At 71.0% G+C, this 26,353-nt stretch carries 21 protein-coding genes; 6 read left to right on the top strand and 15 right to left on the bottom strand.

What is annotated here, in order from left to right:
• Positions 1 to 130: 130 nt before the first annotated feature.
• Positions 131 to 1,120, bottom strand: coding sequence for a hypothetical protein (locus DWB77_RS05015; RefSeq protein ID WP_120720081.1), 990 nt, complete (start codon positions 1,118 to 1,120; stop codon positions 131 to 133).
• 473 nt (positions 1,121 to 1,593) lie between these two features.
• On the opposite strand from DWB77_RS05015, the gene DWB77_RS05010 reads away from it, so the two are divergent.
• Positions 1,594 to 2,442, top strand: a complete 849-nt coding sequence (locus DWB77_RS05010; protein ID WP_246033413.1) for a class I SAM-dependent methyltransferase — start codon at positions 1,594 to 1,596, stop codon at positions 2,440 to 2,442.
• Here DWB77_RS05010 and DWB77_RS05005 read toward each other — a convergent pair.
• The 4 genes from DWB77_RS05005 to DWB77_RS04990 form a co-directional block, all read right to left on the bottom strand.
• The gene (locus DWB77_RS05005) at positions 2,417 to 2,935 is read right to left on the bottom strand and encodes a peptide deformylase (protein WP_120720079.1); all 519 of its coding nucleotides are present in this window, start codon (positions 2,933 to 2,935) and stop codon (positions 2,417 to 2,419) included. The two genes, DWB77_RS05010 and DWB77_RS05005, sit on opposite strands and share 26 nt — an antisense overlap.
• Before the next feature lie 147 nt (positions 2,936 to 3,082).
• Positions 3,083 to 4,579, bottom strand: a complete 1,497-nt coding sequence (locus tag DWB77_RS05000; protein ID WP_120720078.1) for an IMP dehydrogenase — start codon at positions 4,577 to 4,579, stop codon at positions 3,083 to 3,085.
• 256 nt (positions 4,580 to 4,835) lie between these two features.
• Positions 4,836 to 5,279, bottom strand: a complete 444-nt coding sequence (locus tag DWB77_RS04995; protein WP_120720077.1) for a MarR family winged helix-turn-helix transcriptional regulator — start codon at positions 5,277 to 5,279, stop codon at positions 4,836 to 4,838.
• A gap of 71 nt (positions 5,280 to 5,350) precedes the next feature.
• A complete protein-coding gene (locus tag DWB77_RS04990; RefSeq protein ID WP_342777914.1) occupies positions 5,351 to 6,280 on the bottom strand; it encodes an antibiotic ABC transporter ATP-binding protein in 930 nt (309 codons plus the stop codon).
• A 101-nt stretch (positions 6,281 to 6,381) separates the two neighbouring features.
• On the opposite strand from DWB77_RS04990, the gene DWB77_RS04985 reads away from it, so the two are divergent.
• Positions 6,382 to 7,230 (top strand): NAD-dependent epimerase/dehydratase family protein, encoded by an 849-nt coding sequence (locus tag DWB77_RS04985; RefSeq protein ID WP_120720075.1) that lies wholly within the window; start codon positions 6,382 to 6,384, stop codon positions 7,228 to 7,230.
• A gap of 39 nt (positions 7,231 to 7,269) precedes the next feature.
• On the opposite strand, the gene DWB77_RS04980 is transcribed toward DWB77_RS04985, so the two are convergent.
• Entirely contained in the window at positions 7,270 to 8,061 is a 792-nt protein-coding gene (locus DWB77_RS04980; RefSeq protein WP_162952439.1) for an NAD-dependent epimerase/dehydratase family protein, read from the bottom strand.
• A gap of 206 nt (positions 8,062 to 8,267) precedes the next feature.
• Here DWB77_RS04980 and DWB77_RS04975 point away from each other — a divergent pair, with 206 nt between their 5' ends.
• Positions 8,268 to 12,467 carry a caspase family protein gene (locus DWB77_RS04975; RefSeq protein WP_162952438.1) on the top strand — a complete coding sequence of 1,400 codons (4,200 nt, stop codon included), beginning with the start codon at positions 8,268 to 8,270 and terminating at the stop codon, positions 12,465 to 12,467.
• Here DWB77_RS04975 and DWB77_RS04970 read toward each other — a convergent pair.
• The 3 genes from DWB77_RS04970 to DWB77_RS04960 all read right to left on the bottom strand — a co-directional run bounded on the left by DWB77_RS04970 (position 12,464) and on the right by DWB77_RS04960 (position 15,899).
• Entirely contained in the window at positions 12,464 to 13,954 is a 1,491-nt protein-coding gene (locus DWB77_RS04970) for an alpha,alpha-trehalose-phosphate synthase (UDP-forming) (RefSeq protein ID WP_120720072.1), read from the bottom strand. The genes DWB77_RS04975 and DWB77_RS04970 overlap by 4 nt on opposite strands.
• On the bottom strand, positions 13,951 to 14,568 hold the full coding sequence (locus tag DWB77_RS04965; RefSeq protein ID WP_162952437.1) for an SIS domain-containing protein: 618 nt from the start codon (positions 14,566 to 14,568) through the stop codon (positions 13,951 to 13,953). Before DWB77_RS04965 ends, DWB77_RS04970 begins: the two co-directional genes overlap by 4 nt.
• A 263-nt stretch (positions 14,569 to 14,831) precedes the next feature.
• On the bottom strand, positions 14,832 to 15,899 hold the full coding sequence (locus tag DWB77_RS04960) for a glucokinase (protein WP_162952436.1): 1,068 nt from the start codon (positions 15,897 to 15,899) through the stop codon (positions 14,832 to 14,834).
• A 774-nt stretch (positions 15,900 to 16,673) separates the two neighbouring features.
• Here DWB77_RS04960 and rph point away from each other — a divergent pair.
• Positions 16,674 to 19,271, top strand: coding sequence for a rifamycin-inactivating phosphotransferase (gene rph, locus DWB77_RS04955; RefSeq protein WP_120720069.1), 2,598 nt, complete (start codon positions 16,674 to 16,676; stop codon positions 19,269 to 19,271).
• Positions 19,272 to 19,331: 60 nt separating this feature from the next.
• Here the strand turns inward: rph and DWB77_RS04950 are convergent, their stop codons facing one another.
• The 6 genes from DWB77_RS04950 to DWB77_RS04925 form a co-directional block, all read right to left on the bottom strand.
• On the bottom strand, positions 19,332 to 20,393 hold the full coding sequence (locus tag DWB77_RS04950) for a serine/threonine dehydratase (RefSeq protein WP_216826831.1): 1,062 nt from the start codon (positions 20,391 to 20,393) through the stop codon (positions 19,332 to 19,334).
• A 176-nt stretch (positions 20,394 to 20,569) separates the two neighbouring features.
• On the bottom strand, positions 20,570 to 21,406 hold the full coding sequence (locus DWB77_RS04945; RefSeq protein ID WP_120720067.1) for a 2OG-Fe(II) oxygenase: 837 nt from the start codon (positions 21,404 to 21,406) through the stop codon (positions 20,570 to 20,572).
• Between the two features lie 129 nt (positions 21,407 to 21,535).
• Entirely contained in the window at positions 21,536 to 22,171 is a 636-nt protein-coding gene (locus tag DWB77_RS04940) for a LysE family translocator (protein WP_120720066.1), read from the bottom strand.
• Positions 22,171 to 22,482 carry a chorismate mutase gene (locus DWB77_RS04935; protein ID WP_162952434.1) on the bottom strand — a complete coding sequence of 104 codons (312 nt, stop codon included), beginning with the start codon at positions 22,480 to 22,482 and terminating at the stop codon, positions 22,171 to 22,173. Before DWB77_RS04935 ends, DWB77_RS04940 begins: the two co-directional genes overlap by 1 nt.
• Positions 22,483 to 22,525: 43 nt before the next feature.
• Positions 22,526 to 22,888: a hypothetical protein gene (locus DWB77_RS04930; protein WP_120720064.1), complete on the bottom strand. Its 363-nt coding sequence runs from the start codon at positions 22,886 to 22,888 to the stop codon at positions 22,526 to 22,528.
• Positions 22,783 to 23,841, bottom strand: a complete 1,059-nt coding sequence (locus DWB77_RS04925; RefSeq protein ID WP_120720063.1) for an MFS transporter — start codon at positions 23,839 to 23,841, stop codon at positions 22,783 to 22,785. Before DWB77_RS04925 ends, DWB77_RS04930 begins: the two co-directional genes overlap by 106 nt.
• A 109-nt stretch (positions 23,842 to 23,950) precedes the next feature.
• Here DWB77_RS04925 and DWB77_RS04920 point away from each other — a divergent pair, with 109 nt between their 5' ends.
• Together DWB77_RS04920 and DWB77_RS04915 are read left to right on the top strand one after the other, a co-directional pair.
• On the top strand, positions 23,951 to 24,988 hold the full coding sequence (locus DWB77_RS04920) for an Lrp/AsnC family transcriptional regulator (RefSeq protein ID WP_162952433.1): 1,038 nt from the start codon (positions 23,951 to 23,953) through the stop codon (positions 24,986 to 24,988).
• A gap of 59 nt (positions 24,989 to 25,047) precedes the next feature.
• Positions 25,048 to 26,352, top strand: coding sequence for a M20/M25/M40 family metallo-hydrolase (locus DWB77_RS04915; RefSeq protein ID WP_120720061.1), 1,305 nt, complete (start codon positions 25,048 to 25,050; stop codon positions 26,350 to 26,352).
• Position 26,353 lies beyond the last annotated feature (1 nt).

The following is a 26,353-nucleotide window of genomic DNA, read 5'->3' as shown; positions in this document are numbered from 1 at the left end:
GTGTGGTGGAGGCCATAATTCCGGTCACGGGAGGGTCACAAGTCGTGCCCCGGCCAGGAGTGGCCACGCAGGGAAGGGGCCCGGATCCTGGTCTGGATCCGGGCCCCTTCCCTCGGCGGTGCCGGGACGGTCAGGCCTTGTCCGCCGCCCGCTGCCCGGGCTTGCGCAGCAGTACCGTCGCCGCCAGTACGGCGGCCACCACCGCGCACAGCACCGCGAGCGTGGTCGCGCCCGTGAACGTGCTGCCCAGGCTGTCCCTCAGCAGGTGTACGGAGTTGAGCCCCGCACCCACGGAATGGGCCGCCGCGGTGGCGACGGCGGCAGCCGCGCCGAGCGCCCACGCCCAGACCGTGTCGTACAGCGCCAGCAGGAACGCCAGGGTCAGGCAGATGGCCGCGATGACCACCGAGGCCTGCGTCGTCGTGCTGCCGGAACGCACCGCCATGATGTCGGTCGGCAGGTGGATCACGCCGACCAGCAGCAGCGCGGCCGCGGCCGGCCAGCGAAGTACCGACCGCAGAGCCGGCGTCCTCGACGCCGCCGGTGCCGTCGCCTCGCCCGGCACGGGGACCTGCCCGCGATTGCCGGGCGCGGACGACGGAGGCGGCGGCGCCGGTGCTGCCGCCGGGGCCGTGCCCGGGCGGGGAGGGAGCTGCGCCGCGTTCGGGGGCGGGGGCGCCGGGGCCGCGTCGGGGGACGGCGGCGCGGCGGCCGCCGGTCCGAAGCGGGCCAGGGACACCGCCTGCGGCGGCCGGGGTTCGGCTCGTGACACGTCCGCCTCGGGGCGGAGGCTGGCGATGAGCGCCGCCACCTCCTCGACGGGGCGCTCCGTGGCGGCCGCGCGCAGGGCCATGTCCGCTTCCTCGTCCGTGTGCGGAGGCTTCTTGAGGAGTGAGATCAGCTCGCGGACTTCGTCCAGGGGACGGGACACGGCGGCCATGTGCAACGCCTCGTCGCCCGGTCGCGGTTGTTCGCCGGTCTGGTTGAGGAGGTGCGCCAGGGAGGCGACCTCGTCCAGGGGCCGGGACATGGCCGCGATGCGGAGCACGTCGAGGTGCGACTTGTCGCTCGGATGGTCCGGATGTGATTCGTCCGGTATGGGGCTGAGATCAGATGCCATGAAACGATTCCTTTGCCGAGGCTCCGGGATGGACCACTGCGGCAGTCCCTGTGTGCTGTCTGATGCACACATCTGGTCTCATACCAGCCGACACGGGTCACCCCCGCCATTCCTGCCGAACCCTCCCCGGGCATCTCGCGGCACGCCTTCGAGGCCCGGGCCCAGGCTTCGTTCGCGCCCTGCGCGCCCCGTCTCCGCCCTGCGCCGCCAAGGGATGCGCGGCACTTCGCGCGCTCCGCCCCGCGGCCTTCGCGCCGGGCGCACAAGGGTCTCGGCGGCTGCGGCCGGTGCTCGGCCGAACGAGTGGCGGACAAGTGGCGGGCGAGTTGCTGACGAGTTGCTGACGAGTGCCGGAAGATGCCGGCTAGGGCTCGTCGCCGACCCGTAACCTGGTGCGGTCGGCGCGTTGATGAGCGCGGCCACCCCCGGGCGGCCGTCTCGCGCGGGCCGGCTCCCCACCACGGAGGTGCGCCATGACGCAAGGTTCCGCAGCGAGGCCGCCCACGGACTCCTCGATGCCGCCCGCGGTGCGGGAGACGTACGGTCCGACCGATCTCGGTTCCCTCCCGCTGTTCGGCGGGGGCTTCATCAACTTCGGCCACTGGCAGGGCATCGACCTCGACCGGCCGCTCGGCGAGGGCGACCGCGTCAGGAGCCAGCAGGCGATGTATCACCACGTGCTCGCCACCCTGGCCCCCACCGAGGGACAGCGGGCCCTGGAAGTCGGCTGCGGCCTGGGCGCCGGCGCCGCGGTGGCGGTCGAGGAGTACGGCTTCGCGCACATCACCGGCATGGACATCCACCCCGAGCAGCTCGCACGGGCCGAGCGGCGCCACCGCGGTCTGCTGGCCCGCAGCCCCGAGCGGCTGCGGTTCGCGCGGGGGGCCGCCGAGTCGATGCCGTTCGGCGACGCCGAGTTCGACTGCCTCTACAGCATCGAAGCCGCCCAGCACTTCCAGGACCTCGGCGCGTTCGCGAGCGAGGCCGCCCGTGTGCTGCGCCCCGGTGGCCGCGCCGTCGTCACCAGCTTCTTCGTCCCGGACGCCGACCCCGCCCGGGTCGATCGGCTGGCCGGGCTGCTCGACACCTTCGCCACCGGTCTCGACGTGGCCCACTCCGTGCCGGCGCTGGTCGCCCGTCTGGAGGGAGCCGGCCTGACCGGCGTACGCGCCACGTCGATCGGCGCGTCGGTGTGGCCGGGCTGGGACCGCTGGCTCGCCCCCCTGTGGGAGCCCGGCACCTGGCCCCGCAACTTCCTGCGGGCCTTCGACGAAGGCAGCCTCGACTACTACACCGTCACGGCGCACCGTCCCCCGTCCTGACGGCGAGGGGCGGTACGGGATGGGGCGGCTGTTCCGGCCCGGCCCTGTGGGCGGCGCCGATCGACCGCGCCCGCTCGACGCGTCGGGCGAAGACGCCCTCGATGAGATCGTCCATCTCCCGTAGCGCGGACCGGCGTTGACGCTTCGTCAGACGATCGGTGTACAGTAGCCCGTTGAGGTGGTCGGTCTCGTGGAGGAGGCAGCGCGCGAAGTACCCCGAGCCTTCGATCACCACCTCGTTCCCTTCCTTGTCCAGACCGCGCACCACGGCCTTCTCCTCGCGGTGTACGCCGACGCGCGGGCCGGGCACGGACAGACAGCCCTCCTCCGCGTCGAGCAGGCGGCGCCCGTCCGGGGCCGCCGGCTCCACCACGGGGTTGAGGACGTGGCCGACATGGCGCACGCCGTCGTCGTCGTAGCAGTCGTAGACGAACAGGCGCAGATCGACGTCGACCTGGTGGGCGGCCAGGCCCGCGCCCTCGGCGACGTACATGGCACCCCGTGGCTGTCACGGATCGATGGAGCCCTTCGAGGTGCGTGGTGCTGGGACCGCGAGCCTACATTCGCCAAGTCGACGGATTCCAGGGCGGTTTCGGCCCCCTGCCGGACGCGGAGGTGGGTCGGCGTCCGGCGGTGTCGGCTAGGCGAGGGTCGCCGGGGCTTCCCGCAGGGTCACGTTGGCGTGGCTCTCCTGGAAGCTCTGGTCGGAGACCAGGGTGAGCCGGGCCGTGGACTGGAACTCGCCGAGCGTGGTGGAGCCGCAGGAGACCATGGTGGTCTTGAGCTTGGCGATGGTCAGGGCGAGCCCCTCGTTGAGGTCGCCGGCGTAGGGAACGTATCCGTCGACGCCTTCCTCGAAGATCAGCCCCTGGCCGCCCTGTCCGTACCGCTGCCAGTTGCGGGCCCGGTTCGATCCCTCGCCCCAGTACTCCTTCACGAAGCCGTCCCGGGTGGGGAGTTTGGCGCCGGCCGCCTGGTCGAAGCGGGCGAAGTAGCGGCCCATCATGACGAAGTCCGCGCCCATCGCCAGCGCCAGAGCGACGTGGTAGTCGTGCACCAGGCCGCCGTCCGAACAGATCGGTACGTACTGACCGGTGCGCTCGCGGAAGGCGTCCCGGGCCGCCGCGACATCCAGGACGGCGCTGGCCTGGCCGCGCCCGATGCCCTTCTGGTCGCGGGTGATGCAGATGGAACCGCCGCCCACGCCGACCTTGACGAAGTCGGCGCCGGCCTCGGCGAGGAAGGTGAACGCATGGCCGTCGACCACGTTGCCGCCACCGATCGGGATCTCCGGGTGGTTCTTCTTCACCCAGGTCAGCGCCTGCGCCTGCCAGTCGCTGTAACCGTCGGAGGAGTCGAAGCACAGGGCGTCCGCGCCCGCCTCCACCAGGGCGGGGACGCGCTCCTGGTAGTCGTGGGTGTTGACGCCCGCACCCACGCGCAGACGCTTGGCGGCGTCCACGGCCTGGTGCGGGAAACGCTTGTTGTCCGCGTAGTCGGAGCGGAACACCAGATGCTGGAGACGGCCCTCGCCGTCCAGGACCGGCAGGCAGTCCAACCGCTGGTCCCACAGGCGCGCGTTGGCCTCGGAGAGCGTGATGTCGGCCGGGGCGTAAGGCAGTTCGGCGATGGCGGTCATGCGACCGCTCACCGGGCCGTCGAGGTCGTGGCGTTGGGGGTGGAAGTCACGGGAGGTCACCAGGCCGAGCAGGCGGCCGCCGGAGCTGCCGTCGTCGGTGACCGCGGCGGTGCTGTGACCGGTACGCCGCATCACGGCGACCAGGTGGCTCAGGCTGTCGTCCGGGCGGACGTTGGTGTCGCTGGTGACGAACCCCGCCTTGAAGTTCTTCACCTGGCGCACGGCCGCGGCCTGGTCCTCGACGGACTGGTTGTGGTGGAGGAAACTCAAGCCGCCGTTGCGCGCGAGCGCGATCGCGAGTTCCGGAGTGCTCACCGCCTGCATGATCGCGGACGTGAACGGGGAGCCGAGCTCGATCGCCGACCGCTCGCCCTGGACGTGCCGCACCAGAGGCGTGCGCAGGTCGACCGTCGCGGACGAGCAGTCGGTGCGGGTCCGGTTCGGCAAGAGCAGAAACTCGTTGAACGTCCGTGAGACCTCGGCGATGATCTGTGCCACTCGTTCCTCCTGGCCCGTCGGCCGGGGCCGACTGCCCCGCCGTGAAGAACGCCCCCGTTGTCCCAGGGCGCGGGCAGGCAGGGGGCCGGCGCAGCGGTCGTCGAGTGTCGCGAACCACGGCGGAACCCTGACCGGCCCGCGGATCGAACGGGGTGCGGTCGTGACCCGGAACCCTATCGACTCCTCGCTCACTGTACGAATCGGCTCCGGCCGCCCGCGTCGGGTAGGCCCAGGACGCACGGAAGATGACGCTCCGTCAGGTGAACGGCCCTTCGGTGACGAAGCGGTGGAGGAGGCGGGCGAAGGCGGCGGCTTCGCCCGGCGGCCAGGAGGCGAGGCTGCCTTCGATGTGGTCGGAAAGCCGCTGACGCAGCGCTCTCACCGTGCGCTCGCCCTCATCGGTGAGGGCGAGCAGCGTCGCCCGGCGGTCGTGCGGATCGGGTTCGCGGCGCAGGAGCCCGGCCGTTTCGAGCTGGGAGGCGCGACGGGTGACACCGGAGCGGTCGAGGCCCACCTCGGGGGCGAGGTCGGCGGCGCTGCGCGGGCCGCTTCTGGCGAGCCCGCTGAGGATCGGGTAGGTCAGTTCGTCCACGCCGTCGCCCATGCCGGCGGTCAGGGTCCGGTACAGCTGCGTACGGGTGCTGCGCTTGAGCAGGATGCCGAGGGCGTCGGAGATCGCGTGTCCTGTGCTGGTGTCCACACCCTCAGGCTAGCGTGCGTGACGCACGCAAGCGAGGGTGGTCCGGTGCGTGCGGCCCTTTGCGGTCCGGGTCAGAGGGCCAGGCCGTCGGCGATGGCCTTGCCGGTGACGGGGGCCGTCAGATAGCGGTCCATGGAGTGCATCTCGACGCCGTTGTCGATCTCGCGGTCGTCGACCCCGGAGCCGAAGCGGGGGGCGAGGTCCTTCACGAGGGCCACGATGTCGCCCGCGTCGGCGACGTTCGTCCAGGCGCGCACTCCGAGCGGCCAGGAACCGCTGCCCGACAGGGGAGTGGGCAGCAACCGGTCGAAGACGAGGCCGCGCAGCCCCAACGGCGAGCCGAGGGTGACGAGGGCGGGGATCTTCCACTCCGGGTGGGAGGCCCGCAACGCCTCGTTGCACAGGACTTCGTAGGCGGCGACGGTGCCCAGCGAGTGCCCCACCAGCACGCGGGTGTCCGGCCCGATGGCGCGGGCCACCGCCTCCTGTACGCGCTCTCGCAGCCCGGGCTCGGTGAAGTACCGGCGCACCTGCTTGAGGCCGAAGATCAGCAGGGGTTCGGCGACGCGGGCGAAATAGGGCGCATGCGTCAGCGCGTTGAGCGCCCGGCGCACCAGGGGGCGCTTCAACGGGAGGCTGGCCGCGTATCCGGCCACGCCACGGGTCCTCGCGTCGGGGCCGAGCACCTCCGGGCAGACCCGTGCCGCCTCGAGCCACCACTCGAGGAGCAGCTCCGACTCGTAGTCGGACTCGACGTCCGCCTCGTCGTAGGCGGGCAGTGTCGTCGCCCGCGTGCCGGGCCGCACGAACGCGTCACCGTAGAAGGCGCAGGCGATGTCGTCGTCGCCCAGGTCCGGCCCGGTCCCGTCGGCGGACGCCGCCGTCACCCCGTCGCGCAGCGCGGGTGCGACCGAGGCGAGCAGCGTCTGGGCCCCCTTGAACTGCTGGGCGATCCCGTGCACCACCACGATCCGCGCCATGTGTACTCCCGGGATACGCACCGAAGTGGTCACCTTACGAAGCGGCCAGCACAACGACTATAGTCCCTGCGCCAGGCCCACGTGGCGATCCGTCAGATCACTTGGCCAGTAAGGGAGTTGAGATGCGGATAGCGGTAACCGGCGGGCTGGGCCGGATCGGTCGTGCGGTGGTGGCGGAGCTCGCCGGACACGGGCACGACACGGTCCGGGTCGATGTCGCGCCGATGCGCGGGCAGGGCCCGGGCTATCGCCGGGCGGATCTGCGGGAGCTCTGGCAGGCCGTGGATGCCCTGGACGGGGCGGACGCGGTGGTGCACCTCGCCGCGACGGGCGTGCCCGACTCGCACACGCTCCACCCGGAACTGGCCGAGGGCGCGACGTACACGGCGAACGCGACCTCCACCTACAACGTGTTCCAGGCGGCGGCGGTGCATGGCATCGACCGTGTCGTCTGGGCCTCCAGCGAGACGGTCCTCGGTCCGCCCTTCCGGATCGCCGACCCCGTCCAACTGCCCCTGGACGAAACGCATCCCGTGCGTCCCGAGACCTCCTACGCCCTGTCCAAGGCGATGGGTGAGGGGCTCGCCCACCATTTCGCCCACCGCCATGGAATGACCCCGGTGGCCCTTCGCTTCTCGGTCGTCATGGATGAGGAGGAGTACGCGGCTCTGCCGCAGTACTGGGCCGAGCCGGAACGCGGCCGATGGAACCTGTGGAGTTATGTGGACCTCGCGGACGTGGCGGTGAGTTGCCGGCTGGCCCTGACGGCTGAACTCGTAGGGGCGACGGCCCTGATGATCGCGGCGCCCGACACCTTGTCGGACAGGCCGACCGCGGAACTGCTCGACGCGTTCTGCGAGAAGGTGCCCGTCACCAGGGCGCTGGGTGCCTTCGAATCCCTCCAGTGTTCCGCGAAGGCGGTCGAGTTGCTCGGGTGGCGTCCCGCCCGTTCCTGGCGGGACGCCGTCTGAGCCGGGACCGGCCGCCCCTGCGCGAGCACCGTCCGGGGCTCACTCCGCGGTGTCGCCGGCGCCGGAAGGGGAGGGGCTGTGGCCGTGCGGGAGATCGGTGAAGAGTTCTTTGAAATGCGGTGAGAGCCGCATGAAGTCGTGCGCGGGCTCGTAACCGAGGAGTTCGCGGGTTGCGGTGATGTCCAGACGTTTGAACCAGTTATCGCTGACCGCGTGGAAAATTCCGAAGCGAATTCCCTGGATTCGGATGGCGCGTTCCAGGACGTGGTACAGATCCTGGTCCGCCACGAAGGTTCCGATCATCCAGTCGGAATCCGGTTCCCGCGCCGCTTCGGGTTTTTGGAAGGCGCCGATGCGTACCGCGAGGACCGTGAGCCCCTCGCGCTCGGCCATGTAGCGCCCCAATGCCTCGCCGAAACATTTGGAGACCCCGTAGAGATTGCCCGGGTTCACCGGTGCGTCCGGCGTGATCTGACGGCCGGGGGCGTAACCGGAGACGGCGTGCACCGACGAGGCGAAGACGACCCGAGGACAGCGGGCCCGTTTGCCGGCGGTGAAGACGTGGTAGGTGCCCACGATGTTGCTGGCGAGCACGCTTTCCCATGCGGCGGCCGTGTTCGAATCCGCCGCGAGGTGCAGCACACAGTCGGCGCCGCGGCACAGTCGCGTGAGCCGGGGGAGGTCGGCCAGGTCGCAGTGGTCGGTCCGCCCGTACGCGTCGAGTCCTGAGAGGTCGACCCCCGGGCGGTCCAGGAGGGTCAACTCGAAGCGGCTCGCGGCGAATTCGGCGAAGCCCCTGCCGACGCGTCCCGCCGCGCCGGTGATGATCACTTTGAGGCGCCCCTCCGTGAATGGCAAAGGTGTTTGAATGGAGACCGCGTCGCCCATTTCCGTCCCAGCTGTTGGTGCCGATCCTGGATCGGTGTCTTCCCGTAGTCGGCGAAATGCTACCGATTCGAACGCATCGCGCGTAAGGTACGGGCTCAAGACGTGGGTTCCGAGGGGGCGGACGCAGTCGAATGATGGCGCATGAGTCAATGGGAACCGAAGGCGAGGAACCCCGCAGATTCGTGATCGCGGCGGGGACGGGCAGCTACTCGCAACCAGGCATCGACGACCTTCCGGGTGTCGAGAGCGATGTCGACATCATGGCGAATCTGTTCGATTCCCTCGGCTATGAACGGGTGCTCCGGGACCGGAGCAGGAATCCGACCGCCAGGGAGTTGATCTCCGGTCTGGAGGAGTGGCTGGGGTCGCCCGAGCGCCGACCGGACGACATCATCGTGCTCTACTACGCGGGCCACGGCGTGCGCGCCAGCGGCGGACGCCACTATCTGCTCTGCTCGGACAGCGTCGAGAACCGCCTGGTGTCGACCGCCATCAGAACCGACGACCTGGCCCTCATGTTCGCCGACGAGGCGGTGAGCGCCCGGGTGCTGATCGTGCTGGACACCTGCTACGCCGGGGCCGGGACGACCGACATCGCCATGGTCGCCAACCAGTTGGCCGCCGGACGCACCACGGTGGCCGGGAACCTGTGGCTGCTGGCGGGCGCCCGGGCCCGGGACGAGGCGGGCGAAGGAGTACTGACCGGCGCGTTGACCGGCACCCTCGCCGCGCCCAGAGCCGGCGCCCACCAGCAGTACATCGACCTGTCGGAGATCACCGAGCGCGTGAACGAGCACTTCCGCGAGCACCATCCGTACCAGCACGCGAGTTGCACCTCGGTGGACACGGCCGGAGTGCCGCCGTTCTTCCCCAACCGCAACTTCGTTCCCGGCCTGTTCGGCGGCGAGTTGGACGTCGAGACGCTCACCAGGATGCGACGGGAGCGATCCGCCCACTTCGACCCGCGCGCCCGCGGAGTGGAGTACGTCGGGGAGGTCGGCTCGTACTTCACCGGCCGGGTCGCCGCCCTCACGGCGCTGTCCCGCTGGCTCTCCGCGCCCTCCCACGACCGTCGCGCGCGGGTGGTCACCGGCGGCCCCGGGTCCGGCAAGTCCGCCCTGCTCGGACGGCTCCTGTACCTCGCGGACACGCCGGACGCCGACCCCCGGACACCCCCCGAGACCGTGCCGCCCACCGGATGCATCACCACCCACCTCCATCTGCGCCGCCGCACCCTCGACGACGTGGTCGCGGAACTGGGCCGCGCCGTGGGCTGCGTGGCGGCCACCCCGGACGACCTGCTGGGCTTCCTGCGGGACCGGTCCGCCCAATTCACCGTGCTGCTCGACGCGTTGGACGAGGCCGGCATCGTCGGCGACCAGGCCGAGGCTACGCTGATCGCCCGGGCACTGCTGCGGCCGATGTCGACGATGGCGCAGGTGCGGCTCATCGTCGGCACCCGGCGGGACCCGATCGACGCGCTGGGCACCGCGGTCGACCTCATCGACCTGGACCGGCCGGCCTACGCGGGCCACAAGGACGTGGCCGACTACGTGGCGGCCCTGCTGCTCGCCGAGGACGATCCCGACAGCCTCTCTCCCTACCGGGGCCATGCCTCGCTCGCCGCCGCGGTGGCCGACGGGGTCGCGGTCCGGGCCGGGCAGTCCTTCCTCGTCGCCAACATGACGGCACGCTCGCTGATCAACCGTCAGGTGAAGGTGGACCCCACCGAGGACGGCTGGCACCGCCGGCTGCCCAACGAGGTCAAGGACGTCTTCGCCGCCTATCTGTCCCGCTTCGGAGCCAACGAATGGCGGGTGCGCAGGCTGCTCACCCCGCTCGCCTACGCCGAGGGCCAGGGACTTCCCTGGGACAACCTGTGGGCGCCGCTCGCCTCGATCCTGGCCGGGGTGCGCTGCTCCGACGAGGACATCAACTGGCTCCTCGGGAACGCCGGGGCGTACATCGTCGAGGTACGAGTGGGCGACCGGTCGGTGTTCCGGCTCTACCACGAGACGCTCGCGGAGTTCCTGCGGGATGCGCGCCGGGACAAGGAGGCCCACCGCCGGATCACCACCACCCTGCTGGAACAGGTGCCCATCTCGGCCGGGCGCCGCTCCTGGGGCGACGCCCACCTCTACATACGCAGCCACCTCGCCAGTCACGCCGCGATCGCCGGCAGCCTCGACGAACTGCTCGCCGACGCGGAGTTCCTGGTGCACGCCGACCCGGGCGTCCTGGCCCCCGCACTGCGCTGGGCCGGCAGCGAGCAGGCGCGCAAGGTGCGCTCGATCTACCGCTCCTCGCTCACCCTGCACCGCCAGTCCGACCCCCTGACCCGCCGGCAGATCCTGGCGTTCGACGCGGCGAGCCATCAAGTCAAGTGCCTGGCAAAGGAGTTGAGCGCGAACCTGCCCTGGCGGGTGCGGTGGGCCACCGGCTCCCAGGTCAACCCCGCTCTCCAGATGTCGTTCGTCGACCACTCCCACGGAGTCAAGAGCGCCGACTGCTTCGAGCTCGACCAGCAGCCCTTCGCCGTCACCGCGGACACCGACGGGATGTTGCGCCTGTGGGACCTGAGCAACGGCAACCTCCACGGGATGCTGCGCGGCCACATGGCCGAAGTGAACTCCGTGAGCTATCTGCGGTTCGAGGGCGAGCCTCTCGGCATCAGCGCGAGCAGCGACGGCACGGCCCGGGTGTGGAACTTACGGGACGAGAGCGAACGCGCGGTGTTCAGCGGCCATGTGGGACGGGTGGGTGTGGCGATCGGGCTCGTCGACGCGGGCCGTCTGCTGCTCGTGAGCGGCGGAGACGACCGCACCATCCGGCTCTGGGACTTCGCCGGCGGACGGGAGGAGCAGCGCCTGATCGGCCACACCGGGGCCGTGCGGGCGCTGGCCTGCGGAGCGATCGACGGCATGCCGATCATCGCCAGCGGGGGAAGCGACGGCCGGGTACGCCTGTGGGAGCCGTCCGCGACCGCACCCGAGGAGGCCGGGTGGGGAGGTGGCCGTTGGCGGGAACGGGCCGTTTTGAAGGGCCATTCCGGCGAGGTGAACACGGTGGCCTTCGCCGAGCTGGCCGGATCGCCCGTGCTGATCAGCGGGGGAGACGACCGTACCGTCCGCATCTGGGACGTGCGGGACCACGAGCAGAGGTGCCTGTTCTCCGGCGACATGGGCTGGGTACGGGCGGTGGCGTGCATGACGCTCGACGGTCGGAGCGTCGTGGTGTGCGGCACCGACAGCGGCCACGCGCACATCTGGGACCTGGAGCGCGAGGTCGAACTGAGCGTGCTGATCGGCCACACCCACTGGGTGCGGGCCGTCGCGGGCGTGGAGATCGAGGGACGCACCGCGGTCGTCACGGGCGCGAGCGACGGCACCATGTGTGTGTGGGATCCCAGCGTCGAGGCCAGGTCCAGGGACGTGGTGGGGCACGCGGGTGGAGTCAACGCGGTCGGCGCCATGAGCGTGGACGGCTGTCCCCTCGCCGTGAGCGGCGGTGACGACCGCACTGTGCGCGCCTGGGACATCGAATCCGGACGGCAACGCGGGATCATCGAGGGCCACACCGGATTCGTCCGCGCGGTGGCCTGTACCGAACTGGGCGGGACGCCCGTGGTCATCAGCGGCGCCAGCGACGGCACCGTCCGCGTGTGGGACCTCAAGAGCCAGCGCCGGCGCGCGGTGCTCACCGGACACACCGACTGGGTCAGCTCGGTGGCCTGTACGCAGATCAGGGGCAGGCCCGTGGCCGTCAGCGGCAGCGACGACTGCACCCTGCGGGTGTGGGACCTCCAGAGCCATGCCGAGCGGGCCGTGCTGTCCGGCCACACCGGCGGCATCAACACGGTGGCGTGCACCTCACTGGACGGCCGCCCGGTCGCCCTGACCGGGGCGTTCGACGGCTCGATCCGGCTGTGGGACCTGGAGACCGGCCGGGTCTCCGCGGTGTTCACCGGCCACACCGGCTGGGTTCGGGCCCTGGACTGCGCCACGCTCGACGGGCGCCCGGTCGTGGTCAGTGTCGACGACGACGGGGGTGTGTTCGTCTGGGACCTGAAGGACCGCAGGAGGTGTCTGCGCCTCAGCGACGCGGGGGCCGGCACCAACGCCATCGCCTGTATGCGGCTGCGTAACCGCACGGTGGTGGTGACGGCCGGGGACGACCGGATCGTACGGTTCTGGGATCTGCACACCCGAGAGCGCCAGGCGGGTTTCGTCCTTCCCGCGCCGGGCTGGTCCCTGGCCGCCGCGCCCGACAACCGGCTGGTGGTGGGCACGGGGCGGGAGGTGTGCGTGTTCGACCACTACGGCGAACCGTCGCCCGGCACGATCGGCTAGACCACCCCCTCCCGGACCAGCCCCTCCAACGCGTCGACCTGCCCCGCGAGCCAACGCACCGGGTCGCCGCCGGCCACGGCCGCCCGCAACCGCACGGCCCGTCGTTCGCGTTCGTCGAAGGGGAGGGCGAGGGCGTTGCGCAAGGCTCTCGCGGTCGCCTCCACGTCCCGTGGATCGTGCAGCAACTCGGCGTGGCCGCCCAGCAGATCGCTGCTTCCCGCGCCACGGGAGAGCACCAGCGCTCCGTGGCGCGTGTTGAGCAGCGGCCCCTCCTGGGACACCAGGTTCATGCCGTCGCGTACCGGATTCACCAGGAGTACGTCATAGGACTTGAGGGCCGCGAGACACCGCGACACATCATGTCCCAGCTGTATGTCGAGACACCCCGGAAACCGGTGGTTCAGCTGCTGCGCCAGCTGCCGGATGCGGTCGGCGTGGGCGCGATACTCCGGGATGCGTTCCCGGGACGGGGTCAGACAGGCGGTCAGGGTGACCCGGCCGCGCAACTCGGGCGAACGCTCCAGGACGACCCCGTACGCCTCCAGGCCCCGCAGTACGTTCTTGGACGGGTCGATCCGGTCGACCTTGACGATGTGCTGAACAGCCGGATCCAGCGCGAGCTCCCGCTCCCAGACCCCGACCGCGGGGCTCTGGGCGTTCGCCGTGAGCAGCGCCGAGTCCGCGGGCACGGGGTGACAACTGACGGTGGTGGTACGGGTGGTGTGCGCGCTGCCGGGGGACCGCGCGGGGCACGCGCTTTCCACGGCGCCGACCGGGTGGTTGCCCGGCGCGGCTCGGTGGACCCGGTGGCCCCAACTCTCGCAGCAGTCAAGGAAGTTGGCGGCCCAGCGAGGGGACTGGAAGCCGACCAGGTCGGCGGCGAGGATGCCGTCGAGGAGGGCGCCGGAGACGGACGGTGGGAGTTTGGCGAGTTCCTCGGGGGTGCTGAACGGGGTGTGCAGGAAGAGTCCGATGGGTTGCCGCGGTCTCAGGGCGCGGATGAACCAGGGGGTGGTGGCCAGTTGGTAGTCCTGCACCAGGACCGGAGTCCCGGTCCCCGTCCGCCGCACGATGTGCTCCGCGACGGCCCGGTTCACCTGTTGGTAGGAGCGCGTGAAGGTGGCCGGATCCGGTGCGGGGGCGCCCGTGTCGGCGACGTCCGCCCACAGGCCGTGCAGCGCCAGCCAGAGCATGCGCACACCCACGTCGTCGTAGTACTCGCGGTAGTGGTGCTCGCTGACGGGCGCGGGGGTGTAGTCGTAGCCCAGGTGCCGGGTCAGGCGTGCCCGGTCCGTGGCGTCCAGGCCACTCCGTTCGGCTTCCGCGTCGGAGGGCGCGACCCACAGCGTGCGCCGGGCCATTCCTCGGGCGGCCGTGTCCAGGAGGGCGGTGACGCTGCCGGGGCGGCGCTCCATCCGTAGGTGCGGCCCCGCGCCGGAGAGGGCTACGGGGCCGCGGTCGGACGCGATCGCGAGGGTGTCCGTCACGGCGGGGGGCCGATGGCGAGGTCGACCGCTTCCGCGGTGACCGCCCGTGGCGCGGTCAACGCATGGCCCCGTAACGCGTTGGCCAGGGCGTGCACCAGTCCGAGGTGGACCGTTTCGACCACCCCGTAGTCCCAACTGGGCACGTGCAGCGCCACATCGACCCGGTGCAGGGCGCGCCCGCCGTCGGAGCCGAGCAGTCCGATGGTGGCGGCGCCCAGTTCCCGCGCCGTCTCCAGGCCCGCCAGGACGTTCGGCGAGTTGCCGCTGACGCTGACGGCGATGACGACGTCCTCCGGGTCGAGCAGGGTGTCCAACTGGCGGGAGAACCCCTGGGTGTCGCCGTTGTCGTTCATCCAGGCGGTGAGCGTCGCCGTGTTGTCGGCGAGTGCCATCGCGCGCAACCGCTCGTGTCTGGTGCGCCCGATTCCCTTGGCCAGGTCACAGGCCATGTGGCTGGCGGTCGCTGCGCTTCCGCCGTTGCCCATGACGTAGACCCGCGCCCTGCGGCGCCGGGCCGTGTTGAGGAGTGACACGGCCTGACTCACCGCACCGGGGTCGACCGCCCCGAAGCCGGTGCTGGCGTCCCGCAGGAAGAGCTCGTAGGTGTGCGCCACGGAACGACCGTGACGGCTGGGTGGGTGGTGGCCGGATGGTGCTGGTGTGGTGCGTGCCTGACCGCGTCGGAGAACTGTCGGGTCATCCGACACGTTCGGCAGTCCCTGTTCGGAAACGGCGGTCGCGGGTTGCGCTCTGGCGTCGGATTACCCAAGACATCGGCGGTGAGCTCCTAGCGCGCGACGACGATGACGTGCGAACTTGCCTTGCGTGCCAAGGATGTTAGCCCAGCGGTCACGCATCCGCAGGGGTGTTGGCGGCTTTAGTGGAGTACGGCGGGCTCCTGTTCGGCGGCCTGACGGGTGAGTGCGAACGCCCCGCGCACCGCGACCTGACGGTCCGTCACGGCGAAGAGGGGGATCTCCTGCATGAGCTCGGCGTGCTCCGCGCCGGTCGCGATGAAGCGCTCCAGGAACGCCGTGTCCGAGATCAGGAGGTCGCACACGCCCGGGGCCTGCAACACCCCACTGGTGAGCCACACGGAGCCGCCCTCGCTCATGCACATCAGCACGTTGCTGCGGAGGAACTGCCCCAGGATGGCGCCGAAAAGCCGCATGATCTCGCGGCAGCAGGCGTCGCCGCCGACGGCCGCCGCGGTGATCACCGGGCCGATGCCGCGGTGCTCGCGGCGGAAGCGGTCGACGTGCTCCTGGATGTAGGGGCCCGGCTTCTTCCGCGTGGTCATGAAGTCATACATGTGGTCGATCCCGCGCAGGCCGCCGATGGACAGCTCGACCGAGATCGGAATGCCCGGGCGGAGCCGCTGCAAGGACCGGAGGTACTCCTCCTCGAGGACCGTCACAGGCTGCCAGGCGATATGGCCGGATTCCGCCGGGTGGGCCTGCCCCTCGCGGTCCACCGAGGCGCTGCCGACGCCGGTTCCGACCGACACGGCGAGCAGGGCGGGGCCCGGGTGGGGTGCCACGTCCGGGGTCAGCGCCACCCAGTCGGACTCGTCGAGGTCGGCGACTCCGGCCGTCGTGGCGACCATGTCGTTGATGGTGACGAGTGACATCTCCAGGTCCGTGGCGAAGGCTCGCCGCCGGAAGGTGGGCCACTGCGGGTGGTTGGTGATCCTGACGTCGCCGTCGCGCCCGGGCCGGCCGGCCACGCCCGCGACCAGGGACCGCGGCAGACAGCCGGCCATGTCGAAGCAACCGTAGAAGAGGTGCTCAAGCGAGTCGTAGTCGGCTGATCGAGCCTGAACGTGCCTGATCTCTCCGGTGACCGGATCCAGGAAGCGCATGTGTGTCTTGGTGCCACCGGCGTCGATACCGGCCATCTCGGTACGGGGAAGACCGATGATCCGCTCTCGGGAAATATGCGGCATTGCATTCCTCATTTGTAGGTGGCCGGATGAATCGGGCCACGCGAGTCGGGCGGTTGGCGGCAAACTAGTGGGCGCCGCAGCCGCCCGGTGCCGAAGTGCCCGTGGCCGTAACGGTGTTCTCACTCGTGCCGACGGGCGTAGAGGATCGTCAGGACGCCTGCATCAGGGAAGCAGGTTCGGGCCGTGGTCGTGGGAAGGTTCTCCATAACCAGAGTAGGGTCCGAGGCGTCTCTCGCAGAATCCCTCTAATTGGCGAACTTTCCTACGGGCGACGGCTTTACGCGCCACCATGTCCGGCATCACAAGGACGACGGTCCCTGAGATTCCGCAGGGGCACGAGCGATGCGTTTCGCCTTCGAAACTCCGCAGCAGCGTCGCCGCCCTGACCCGGGCCGCTCACGGCTGCGCCTCGGGCTCAGGGTCAAGAGCGGGTGGGGGCGCCACCCCTTCATGAGGGGGCCGGCCATGTCGTCGGCGGGCAGGGCGGCGGCCCACGACAAAGGGCAAGGAGAGTCATCTCCTTGCCCTTTACAACTTATAGCGCGATGGGGGGCTTGCCGCAAGGCCCCCATCGCAGCGCAGAATCGTCCGCCGTGGCCACCACCGGGAGAGGTCGTGGTCGTGGGGTGCGTCAGCACGAGGGGTGCGACGCACCGCAGAAGGACAACCGGGGATGAGGACGTGCGCGACAACAGGTTCGACAGAGTGGAAGGCGCCGGTGTTTCCATCGGCCACCGCAGGGCGACGGAGCACGGCTGCCTCGGAGGGACCGCAGTGACTGAGCAGTATGTGAGGGACCTGGAAGAGGTCGACGAGACGCGGATCGCGATGGTCGGCGGCAAGGGGGCGCATCTGGGGGCGCTCTCCCACATCGAGGGCGTCCGGGTACCAGGTGGCTTCTGTGTGACGACGGACGCCTTCCGGCGGGTCATGGCGGAGGAACCGGCGATCGTGGATCAGCTGGAGCGGTTGTCCCAGGTGGACCCCGACGACCGGGAGGCGATCCGCGCGCTGAGCGCGGAGATCCGCCGGACCGTCGAAGGGATCGCGATCCCGCAGGACATCACACGGACGATCACCCACGCGCTGGCGGAGCTCGGTGAACGAACCGCTTGTGCCGTACGGTCCAGCGCCACGGCGGAGGACCTGCCGACGGCTTCCTTCGCCGGCCAGCAGGACACGTACCTGAACGTGGTAGGGGCGCCGGAGGTCCTCCGGCACATCAGCCGGTGCTGGGCGTCGACGTTCACCGAGCGGGCCGTGACCTACCGGCTGCGCAACGGCATCGACCATCGCACGGTCCACATGGCCGTCGTCGTGCAGCGGATGGTCTTCCCGCAGGCGTCCGGGATCCTGTTCACGGCCGACCCCGTCACCGGCGACCGGAAGGTCGCGACCGTGGACGCCGGGTTCGGTCTCGGCGAGGCGCTGGTGTCCGGTCTGGTCAACCCGGACGTCTTCGCGGTGCGCGACGGCGCGGTGGTGGCCCGGACGATCGCCGCCAAGCAGCGGGCCGTCGAGGCACTCCCGGACGGCGGAACGCGGGAAGTGGCGGTCGCCCCGCAGCGGCAGGAGGAGCCGGCCCTGACCGATGCGCAGGTGCTGCGACTCGTGGAGCTCGGGCGGCGGATCGAGGCGCACTTCGGCCGCCCGCAGGACATCGAGTGGTGCCTGGTCGACGACGACTTCCGGATCGTCCAGAGCCGGCCCATCACGACGCTGTTCCCCGTCCCCGAGGCCGGTGACGACGAGAACCACGTCTACCTCTCCGTCGGGCACCAGCAGATGATGACCGATCCCATGAAGCCCCTGGGGCTTTCCGTATGGCAGTTGACGGCCATGGCACCGATGCAGGAGGCCGGCGGGAGGCTGTTCGTCGACGCCACGCGGCGCCTCGCCTCGCCCGCGAGCCGCACGAGTCTCCTGGACATCGTGGGCAGGGGGGACCCGCTGACGAGGGACGCGTTGGAGACCCTCCTCGACCGTGACGACTTCATCCGCTCCATCCCGGACGCGACCCCGGGCACCCCGTCGGCCGTCCTGCCGACCGCCACCATCGAGACCGATCCGGCCATCGTCACTCAGGCGATCGAACGCACCCGGGCAGCTCTCGCCGTGCTTGAGCGGGAGATTCGGACGAAGACCGGACCGGCCCTCCTGGACTACCTCCTGGAGGCCTTCCAGGAGCACAAGCGCGTGCTCGGTGACCCCCTCAGCCTTCAGGTGATCATGGCGGGCATGGAGGCCACCTGGTGGCTCAACGACAACCTGCTGGAGTGGCTGGGCGAGAAGAACGCGGCCGACACACTGACCCTGTCCGCCCCCGACAACATCACGTCGGAGATGGGCCTCGCGCTGCTCGACGTCGCCGACGTGATCCGCCCGCACCCCGAGGTGGTGGCGTTCTTGCAGGGCGTCGAGGACGACCTTTTCCTGGACGAGCTGCCCAAGTTCGCGGGTGGCGCCGAGGCGCGCGACGCCATCGAGGCCTACCTCGACCGGTACGGCATGCGCTGCGCCGGCGAGATCGACATCACGCGGCCCCGGTGGCGCGAGAGCCCCCGCACGCTCGTGCCCGCCCTCCTCGACAACGTCAGGAACTTCGAACCGGGGGCGGCTGAGCGGCGTTTCGCGCAGGGGCGTCAGAAGGCGTGGGAGAAGGAACAGGACGTACTGTCCCGGCTGCGGGCCCTGCCGGACGGGGAACGCAAGGCCGACGAGACCAAGCGGATGATCGACCGGGTCAGAACCTTCATCGGCTACCGGGAGTACCCCAAGTACGGCATCATCAGCCGCTTCTTCGTCTACAAGCAGGCCCTGATGGCGGAGGCCGAGCGCCTCGTGGGGGCCGGCGTGGTGTCGGCGGCGGAGGACGTCTTCTACCTCACGTTCCAGGAACTCCACGAGGTGGTGCGCACGCACGAGGTGGACGAAGGGCTCATCGCGCGGCGCAAGGACGCGTACCGGTCGTATCTCGCGCTCACCCCGCCCCGCGTGCTCACCTCGGACGGCGAGGCCCTGAACGGGGCGTACCGGCGCGACGACGTGCCGGCCGGTGCGCTGGCGGGTCTGCCGGTGTCGGCCGGGACCGTCGAGGGCAGGGCCCGCGTCATCCTCGACATGGCGGACGCCGAGCTCGAAGCGGGCGACATCCTGGTCACCACCTTCACGGACCCCAGCTGGTCACCGCTGTTCGTGGGGATCGCGGGACTGGTGACGGAGGTGGGTGGTCTGATGACCCATGGCGCGGTGATCGCCCGCGAGTACGGGCTGCCGGCCGTCGTGGGCGTGGAAGGGGCCACCCGGCGGATCGTGGACGGGCAGCGGATCCGGGTGCACGGATCGGACGGGTACGTCGAGATCCTGCCCTGACCGGCCAGGGGGGTCGGCCCTGGCCGGCCACGGGGTCCTGCCCTGACGCGGGCGCCGAGTTCACGCTGCCTTCGGGACGCGGCCCACCAGGTCGGACGGGTCCGTGTTGGAGCCGCAGAGGATCACCGCGACCTTCTCCCCGGGGCGCGGCCGATAGGCACGGCCGAGGGGCCCGCCGTCGAGCGACGGCGGGCCGCTCTCCTCGTCCTGGGAGGCCAGCAGCGGTGCCAGGGCGGTCGCGGCGGCGTGTTCGACGGCGATGCGACGGCTGTCCCACAGCGCTTGCCGCGCGGCGACGATCTCGGCGTCGGTGACGAGCACGGAGTGGACCAGACCGTGCTTGGCGGCGTCGAGCGCCCCCTGCCAGGTGCGGCGGGCGCCGAGCGAGTCCGCGGCCACGGAGGCCACCTCGACGTCGACCGGGCGGCCCGCTTCGATCCCCGCGTTCCAGGCCCGGCAGTTCTCCGGCTCGGCGCCGACGGTGCGGATTCCGTGGTGCTGTGCGGCGACGGCGACGCCGGCGAACAGACCGCCGCCCCCGACCGACACGACGACGGTGTCCAGGTCGGGGACGCGCGCGAGGACCTCGTCGAGCAGGGTTCCCGCTCCGGCGCCGATGAGCGGATGCGCGTAGGCGTGGCTCGCCAGAGCGCCGGTGGCGGACGCGAACTCCTCGCAGGCCGCGAGCGCCGCGGCGTACTCACTGCCCGTCAGACGGACCTCCGCTCCGTACCCGCGCAGCCGCTCCACCTTCACCCGCGGCGCGGTCTCGGGCAGGAACACCGTTGCCCTGACGCCGTGTTGCTGGGCCGCCCACGCGCAGGCCAGTCCCGCGTTGCCGCCGGAGGCGATGGTGAGACCGGCGTCGGGCAGGGTGCCCGCCTCGCGGTGGGCCAGCAGGAAGTTCTGCGCGCCGCGCGCCTTGAAGCTGCCGGTGTGCTGCATGTACTCGTGCACCAGCCAGACGCGACAGTCCTGGCGCCCGCTCGCGTCCAGCGGGCCGCCTGGGGCGGTGGGGACCACGCCGCGATCGACCTCGGAGACGACGGCGGGCCGGGTGCGGCCGGCGACGCGGGCCGCGGCGGCCCGGACGTCACCATAGGTGAGCTGCTGCACGCGCATTCCTAACGAACGGGTTCAGGGGGTCGCAGCGTAAAACGTCGTGGGGGCGCGGTGCGAGCGGCGTCCGGGAAGGGAGCGACGCGGTGCTGGGCGCTGTGCAGCCGCATCGGCGCGTACCGGCGCTCCCAGTCGGTGTGTCCGGCGGCCCGGGCACCCGCGCACAGCGGGTCGCCGGTCTAGGACCAGAGCACGAGCTTGTTCTCCGGGGTGACACCGCAGAAGAACGCGATGGACAGGCGGCGTCCGGCGGTGTTGGGGGTGATGGAGTGGAAGTTGCGGGAGTCGAACCAGACCGAGTCGCCCACCCCCGGTTTGACCATCACCCGGGGCTCGTCGGCCGCTATCCGTTCGGACCAGCCGTAGCCGATGCGCTCGCGCTCGTCGCTCGGCTTCCAGCGGCGCCGGTAGACGACCAGCTCGCCGCCCTCCTCGGGCACGCTGATGTAGCAGTTGAAGCCGAACTGGGCCACCAGCTCCTGGTCCACCACGCCGGGGAACTCGCGCATCAGCTCGTCGAAGTGCATGCGGGCCCCGCCCGTCAACTCGCGCACCATGCCCACGAACAGCTCCCGGCCCCCCACCGTCGCGGCCTCGACCGGGCCCTGCCAGATCAGCCGCAGCTCGGATATGAGCGTGTCCAGGGGGTCGTTGTCACCGACGATCCGCTTCCAGGTGCGGCGCGACTGCTCGGCGTGCTCCCAGTACTCGGCGCGGATGGCGTGATCGAGGTAGTAGTCGAAGACGGCGGGGCCGAGCTTGGTGACCGGAGGGAAGATCCGCCGCTCGTCGTAGGTGTCGAACTCGCAGTCATCGAGCGCCCGCACCAGTTCGGCGCACCACTCGGCGGGCAGGTGGGACGGTAACCGCACGGCGGCCAGGGTGCCCGCCGCCAGCCGCACGAGGTCGGAACGGTAGGGGACGGTGCTCGACAACACGTCGAAGAGCGGGTCGATCTGCTGGATGACATCCGTGTTCTCGGCGACGAGGGAAGCGTCATGAAGGGTGCTGGACATCGGTGCTCCTGGCTGGTGAAGCGGGGATTTCGCTGAGCGTGGGTGAGGAGGCCACGGGCGCGCAACGACCGCTGCTGCGACGGGAGTTGACGGCTTCCGGGACGGGCGCGGCACGGTCGGCGTGGGAGGTCAGGACACGACGACGAGGAATGCCGCGATGGAGACGAGGACGAGACCGGTGACGGCGTTCAGGGCCCGTCGCGCGGCCGACTTCTTGAAGACGGCCTGGAACGCGCCGACCGCCAGCGACACCGCGCTGAACCACGCCAGCACGGCGAGCACCGTGATCGCCCCGAGGACCGCCTTGTCCGCCCACGTCGAGCGGTCGGTCAGGAACTGGGGGAGGAGCGCGATCAGGAACACCACGGACTTGGGGTTCAGGACGTTGGTGATCAGCCCCTGCCGGAACGCGACCCACGGTACGGTCGCGCGCTGCGCCTGCGGCTCGCTCTGCGGAGCGGCGGCGTCGTCCCGCCGGCGGGCGGCGAGCAGCGCGCGGACCCCGATGTAACAGAGGTAGGCGGCGCCCGCCAGCGTGATGGCACGGAAGACGGCCGGGGAGGCGGCGAGGGCAGCGCCGACCCCGCACACGGCGGCGATCGTGTTGACCGCCATCCCCGCGGCGACACCGGCCGCGGCGCCGAGTCCCACGAGCCGTCCCTGGAGCGCCGCGAAACGGCTGACCAGGGCGAAGTCCGGGCCGGGCGACATCGCGCCCAGCAGGGCCACGACCGAGTACGACGCCACCACGCCCGCGCCGATCATCACGCCCGGACCCCGCGCGCGATCGCCGGCGAGTGGGGGAGGGTGCCCCGGCAGTCGGTCAGCAATAAGTTGGCCAGCGCGATGCCGGTCGGGCCGAGGCTCGCGGCGTAGCGCTCGATGATCCCGCGCTCCCTGGCGAGTTCGGTACGGGGTCCGCCGCGGTGCAGCCGGCTTGCCTGCACCGCGTGCGAGTACGCCCGGCGTTCCGCGACCAGGCGGGTGATCTCCGCGTCGATGGCGTCGATTCTGCTGCGCAGGCTGGTGATGTCGTTCGGGGCCACGGCGGGCAAGGACATGTCTGTCTCCGGCACGGATTGGAGGGTGGGGGGTCGACGGGACGGACGGCCCCTCCGGTCAGGGCATGCTGAGGCGTTCGGCGTGTGGCGCCGCGCCCGGGGCGGCACGGCCGCGACCGCGGTCGAGCGTGCGCCAGGCCACGGCGAAGGTGAGCACGCAGAGCAGGGCGACGTAGACGGGGAAGGTCGCCTTGGGGCCGTGGCCGTCCATCCGCATGCTCACATAGGGCGCGGTGCCACCGAAGGCGGCCACGGTCGCGGCGTAGGGGAGCCCGACCCCGATGCCGCGCGCTCCCAGGGGGAACAGCTCGACCATCACGAGCGCGGCGGTGGCTCCGTACCCGCTGAACAGCAGGAGGCCGACGACCTCGGCGGTGAGCAGGCCCGTGAACGAGACCCGGGCCAGTGCGTAGAGGGGCACGCACAGCAGCGCCAGCCCCCGGAGAAGGCGAGGATCAGGCGGCGCGGCCCGACGCGGTCGGCGAGCATCCCGACGAACGGCAGCGCCGCCAGAAGGACGGCCTGGGCGATGGTGGCGGCCAACAGGGCCTGGCCCGGGCCGAGTTGGCCACCGGCGACCGCATGGCCGGGCAGCGCCACGATCCAGGTGTAGTAGGCGACGGTGGCTCCGGCGGTGATGCCGCACAGCACCAGCGCGGCCGGAGCGTTCCGCCGCAAGGGGGCGAGGATTGCTTCGCCGGCGGTGTTCCGCCGCACCGACGGGGGCAGCGTCTCGTCCATCTGACGTCGCATCAGGCCGATCAGGACGGCCGCCACTCCACCGACGAGGAAGGGCACGCGCCAGCCCCACGCCGTCATCGCGTGGTGATCGAGGAGCAGCGCGAGCAGGGCGCCGAGCCCTGTCGCCAGGAGGGTGCCGACCAGGTTGCCCGTGTAGAGGAAGCTGGAGTACAGCCCCTTGCGGCGGTCGGGGGCGGACTCCACGAGGTAGGCCGCCGAAGCGGCGAACTCGCCGCCTGCGGACAGGCCTTGGACCAGCCGCGCGAACACGAGCAGAAGCGGCGACAGCACGCCGATGGTGTCGTGCGCGGGGGTGAGCCCGATGAGGAGGCTTCCCGCCGCCATGAGCGCGATCGACCACAGCATCGCGGTCCTGCGGCCGCGCCGGTCGCTGATCACTCCCATGACCAGGCCACCCACCGGGCGGGCCACGAAGCCCACCGCGAAGACCGCCAGGGAGGAGAGCAGGGCGGTGGTGGCGCTTCCCGCGACGAAGAACCGCGTCGCGAAGAAGGGCGCCATCAGCGCGTAGACGTTCCAGTCGTACCACTCGAGGGCGTTGCCCACGGTCGCGGCAACCAGGTTGCCGCGCCCCGGAGTCGGGGCGGCTGCTGTCCTGCGTCCTTCGTCCACGGTCTCCCCCCGGCCACCTTCCGTACTGCGTCAGTCACTGTGGCAGTACTGAATGGAACCGTCAAGGCTGTATCTGCCCCTGCATTGTTCCGCCATAATGGCGCCAATTATGAGTAAGAATGGCATCCCAGATGCGACCGACAAGCGTATCGCCTCGGCCCTCCAACTCCACGGCCGCGCGCCGTGGGACCAGATCGCCCAGGTCCTGGGGTTGTCCGAACGGACCACCGCACGCCGGGGCCAGCGGTTGCTCGACGAGGGGATGATCCGTGTCATCGGCGTACTCGACACCCAGCTCATCGGCCGTCCCGCGCCGGTGCTCCTGGGGCTGCGGGTGGAGACCGGGAGCGCCCGCGCGATCGCAGCCTCGCTCTCGGGCTTGGCCGAAACCCGCACCGTCATGGCGCTGTGCGGCTCCATCGACCACTTCGTCGAGGTCATCCCCGAGAGCCAGAGCTCGTTGCGGACCTTCCTCTTCGACCGGCTCCCGGCCCAGGTGCGCAGTTCGTCCTCGTATCCGGTACTGCGCTTCTACACCGGCAGCCACGAATGGAACGGCGGCGCGCTCACCGAGGACGAGGAGCGGGCGCTGCGGCAGGAGCCGCGCTCGCCGTTCGGCGGCCGGTCCGGCGTCGTCGACCTGCACACGGAGGAGCACCGCATCACCCAACTCCTCGCGCGCGACGGGCGGATGTCCACGACCCGGCTCGCCGGTGAACTCGGGGTCAGCCAGGCCACGGCCTCCCGCCGGCTCGCCGCCGTACTCGAACAGGGAGTGGTGCGCATCCGCGCCGACGTGGCGCCCTCCCTCTTCGGTCTGACCACCGAGGCGCTGTTGTGGCTGCGCGTCTCCTACCGGCACCTCGACGAGGTCGGCCGGACCCTGTCGGACCGGCCGGAGGTGATGACGCTGGTCTCGGTCAGCGGGTCGTACCAGATCTGCGCACACGTGGCCGTGCGGGACACCCACCACCTCCAGGCCTTCCTCACCGATGTGGTGGGGGCGCTCGACGCCGTCTCGGACATCGACGTCTCCATCCTCCTCGAAACGTTCAAGCGCGGGGGCTTCACCCTTGCCGCGCCCTCGCCGGCGCAGGTACCGACCCCCGATGCGCCCGACTGCCCCCCTGCTGCCCCGGAGAAGTGAGCGACGCCTTTTCGCCACGCCTCAACCCCCACGCGCCCTCGGGCGGAAGGAGAACGGACATGAGTGTCGCCACCGAGGCGGTCAGCACCACCTCGCACGTCGTCCAGTACTGCTCCGACCTCATACGGATGGACACCACCGTGGGGCGCCGACCCGAACGGGAGGCGGCCGAGTACGTGGCCGCCCGCCTCGCCGAAGCGAATCTCGAACCGCTCCTCCTGGAGGGCAGTCCCGGACGCACCAACGTCGTGGCACGCGTCCCCGGCCGCGAACAGGACCTGCCACCGCTGCTGATCCACTGTCACCTCGACGTCGTGCCCGCCGACCCCACCGGGTGGTCGGTGCACCCCTTCTCGGGGGAGGTCGCCGACGGGTACGTATGGGGCCGGGGCGCCGTCGACATGAAGGACATGGTCGCCATGACGCTGGACGTGGTGACCGGCATGCACGCCGCGGGCCGCGCCCCCCGCCGCGATCTGGTCCTCGCCTTCGTCGCCGACGAGGAGGACGGGGGCGGCCACGGGGCCGGCTGGCTGATCGAGCACCATCCGGAACTCTTCGCCGACTGCGAGGTGGCCATCGGAGAGGTCGGCGGATTCAGCGTCCCCACCCCCAGAGGCTTCCTCTACCTCCTGGAGACGGCCCAGAAAGGGGCGTTCACCCTGGAGCTCACCGCACGCGGCCTGGCCGGTCACGGCTCCATGCTCAACGACCGCAACGCCGTTCAGGCCCTGGCCCGTACGGTCACCGCCATCGCCGACCATCCCTTCCCCTTGCGTCTCACCGACACCACCCGTGACTTCCTTGACCAGTTGGGGGAGGCCTTCGACCTGGACGACGCGTCCGGCGACCCGGACGAGGCGCTGGCGGCGGTCGGCGCCGTGGGCCGCATCGTCGGGGCGACACTGCGCCACACGGCGACCCCCGTGGTGCTGCGGGCCGGCGGCGCGCCCAACGTCGTTCCCTCCGACGCGCACGCCCAGATCGACTGCCGCAGCGTGCCCGGTTACGAGGACGAGTTCCTCGCCGCGCTGCGCCGGCTGATCCCGCCCGAGGTCCACTGGAATGTGATCCCGCGGGGCCAGGGACATGAGAACGGCCCCGACGCCGCGCTCACCGAGACCATCGCCGCCTCCCTCCTCGCGGAGGACCCCACCGCCCGGCTCGTGCCGTTCTGCATGTCCTCGGCGACGGATGCCCGCCACTTCTCCCGCCTCGGGATCCGCTGCTTCGGCTTCGTCCCGCTGCGCCTGCCCCACGACAGCGACTTCGTGTCGATGTTCCACGGCGTCGACGAACGGGTGGCCATCGACTCCCTCACCTTCGGCACCCGGGTCCTTGACCGCTTCCTCTCCGCGTACTGAG

This window comes from Streptomyces hundungensis (assembly GCF_003627815.1).
Taxonomy (GTDB): domain Bacteria; phylum Actinomycetota; class Actinomycetes; order Streptomycetales; family Streptomycetaceae; genus Streptomyces; species Streptomyces hundungensis_A.
The sequence above is the reverse complement of the archived record's forward strand: the minus strand, read 5'-3'. Positions and strand labels throughout refer to the sequence as shown.

What these genes read in the sequence shown, in the direction of transcription:
- DWB77_RS05015 (WP_120720081.1), bottom strand. Translation starts at nt 1,120, where the DNA reads ATGGCATCTGATCTCAGCCCCATACCGGACGAATCACATCCGGACCAT.
- DWB77_RS05010 (WP_246033413.1), top strand. Translation starts at nt 1,594, where the DNA reads ATGACGCAAGGTTCCGCAGCGAGGCCGCCCACGGACTCCTCGATGCCG.
- DWB77_RS05005 (WP_120720079.1), bottom strand. Translation starts at nt 2,935, where the DNA reads ATGTACGTCGCCGAGGGCGCGGGCCTGGCCGCCCACCAGGTCGACGTC.
- DWB77_RS04985 (WP_120720075.1), top strand. Translation starts at nt 6,382, where the DNA reads ATGCGGATAGCGGTAACCGGCGGGCTGGGCCGGATCGGTCGTGCGGTG.
- DWB77_RS04975 (WP_162952438.1), top strand. Translation starts at nt 8,268, where the DNA reads ATGGGAACCGAAGGCGAGGAACCCCGCAGATTCGTGATCGCGGCGGGG.
- DWB77_RS04960 (WP_162952436.1), bottom strand. Translation starts at nt 15,899, where the DNA reads ATGCCGCATATTTCCCGAGAGCGGATCATCGGTCTTCCCCGTACCGAG.
- DWB77_RS04950 (WP_216826831.1), bottom strand. Translation starts at nt 20,393, where the DNA reads ATGCGCGTGCAGCAGCTCACCTATGGTGACGTCCGGGCCGCCGCGGCC.
- DWB77_RS04945 (WP_120720067.1), bottom strand. Translation starts at nt 21,406, where the DNA reads ATGTCCAGCACCCTTCATGACGCTTCCCTCGTCGCCGAGAACACGGAT.
- DWB77_RS04940 (WP_120720066.1), bottom strand. Translation starts at nt 22,171, where the DNA reads ATGATCGGCGCGGGCGTGGTGGCGTCGTACTCGGTCGTGGCCCTGCTG.
- DWB77_RS04920 (WP_162952433.1), top strand. Translation starts at nt 23,951, where the DNA reads ATGAGTAAGAATGGCATCCCAGATGCGACCGACAAGCGTATCGCCTCG.
- DWB77_RS04915 (WP_120720061.1), top strand. Translation starts at nt 25,048, where the DNA reads ATGAGTGTCGCCACCGAGGCGGTCAGCACCACCTCGCACGTCGTCCAG.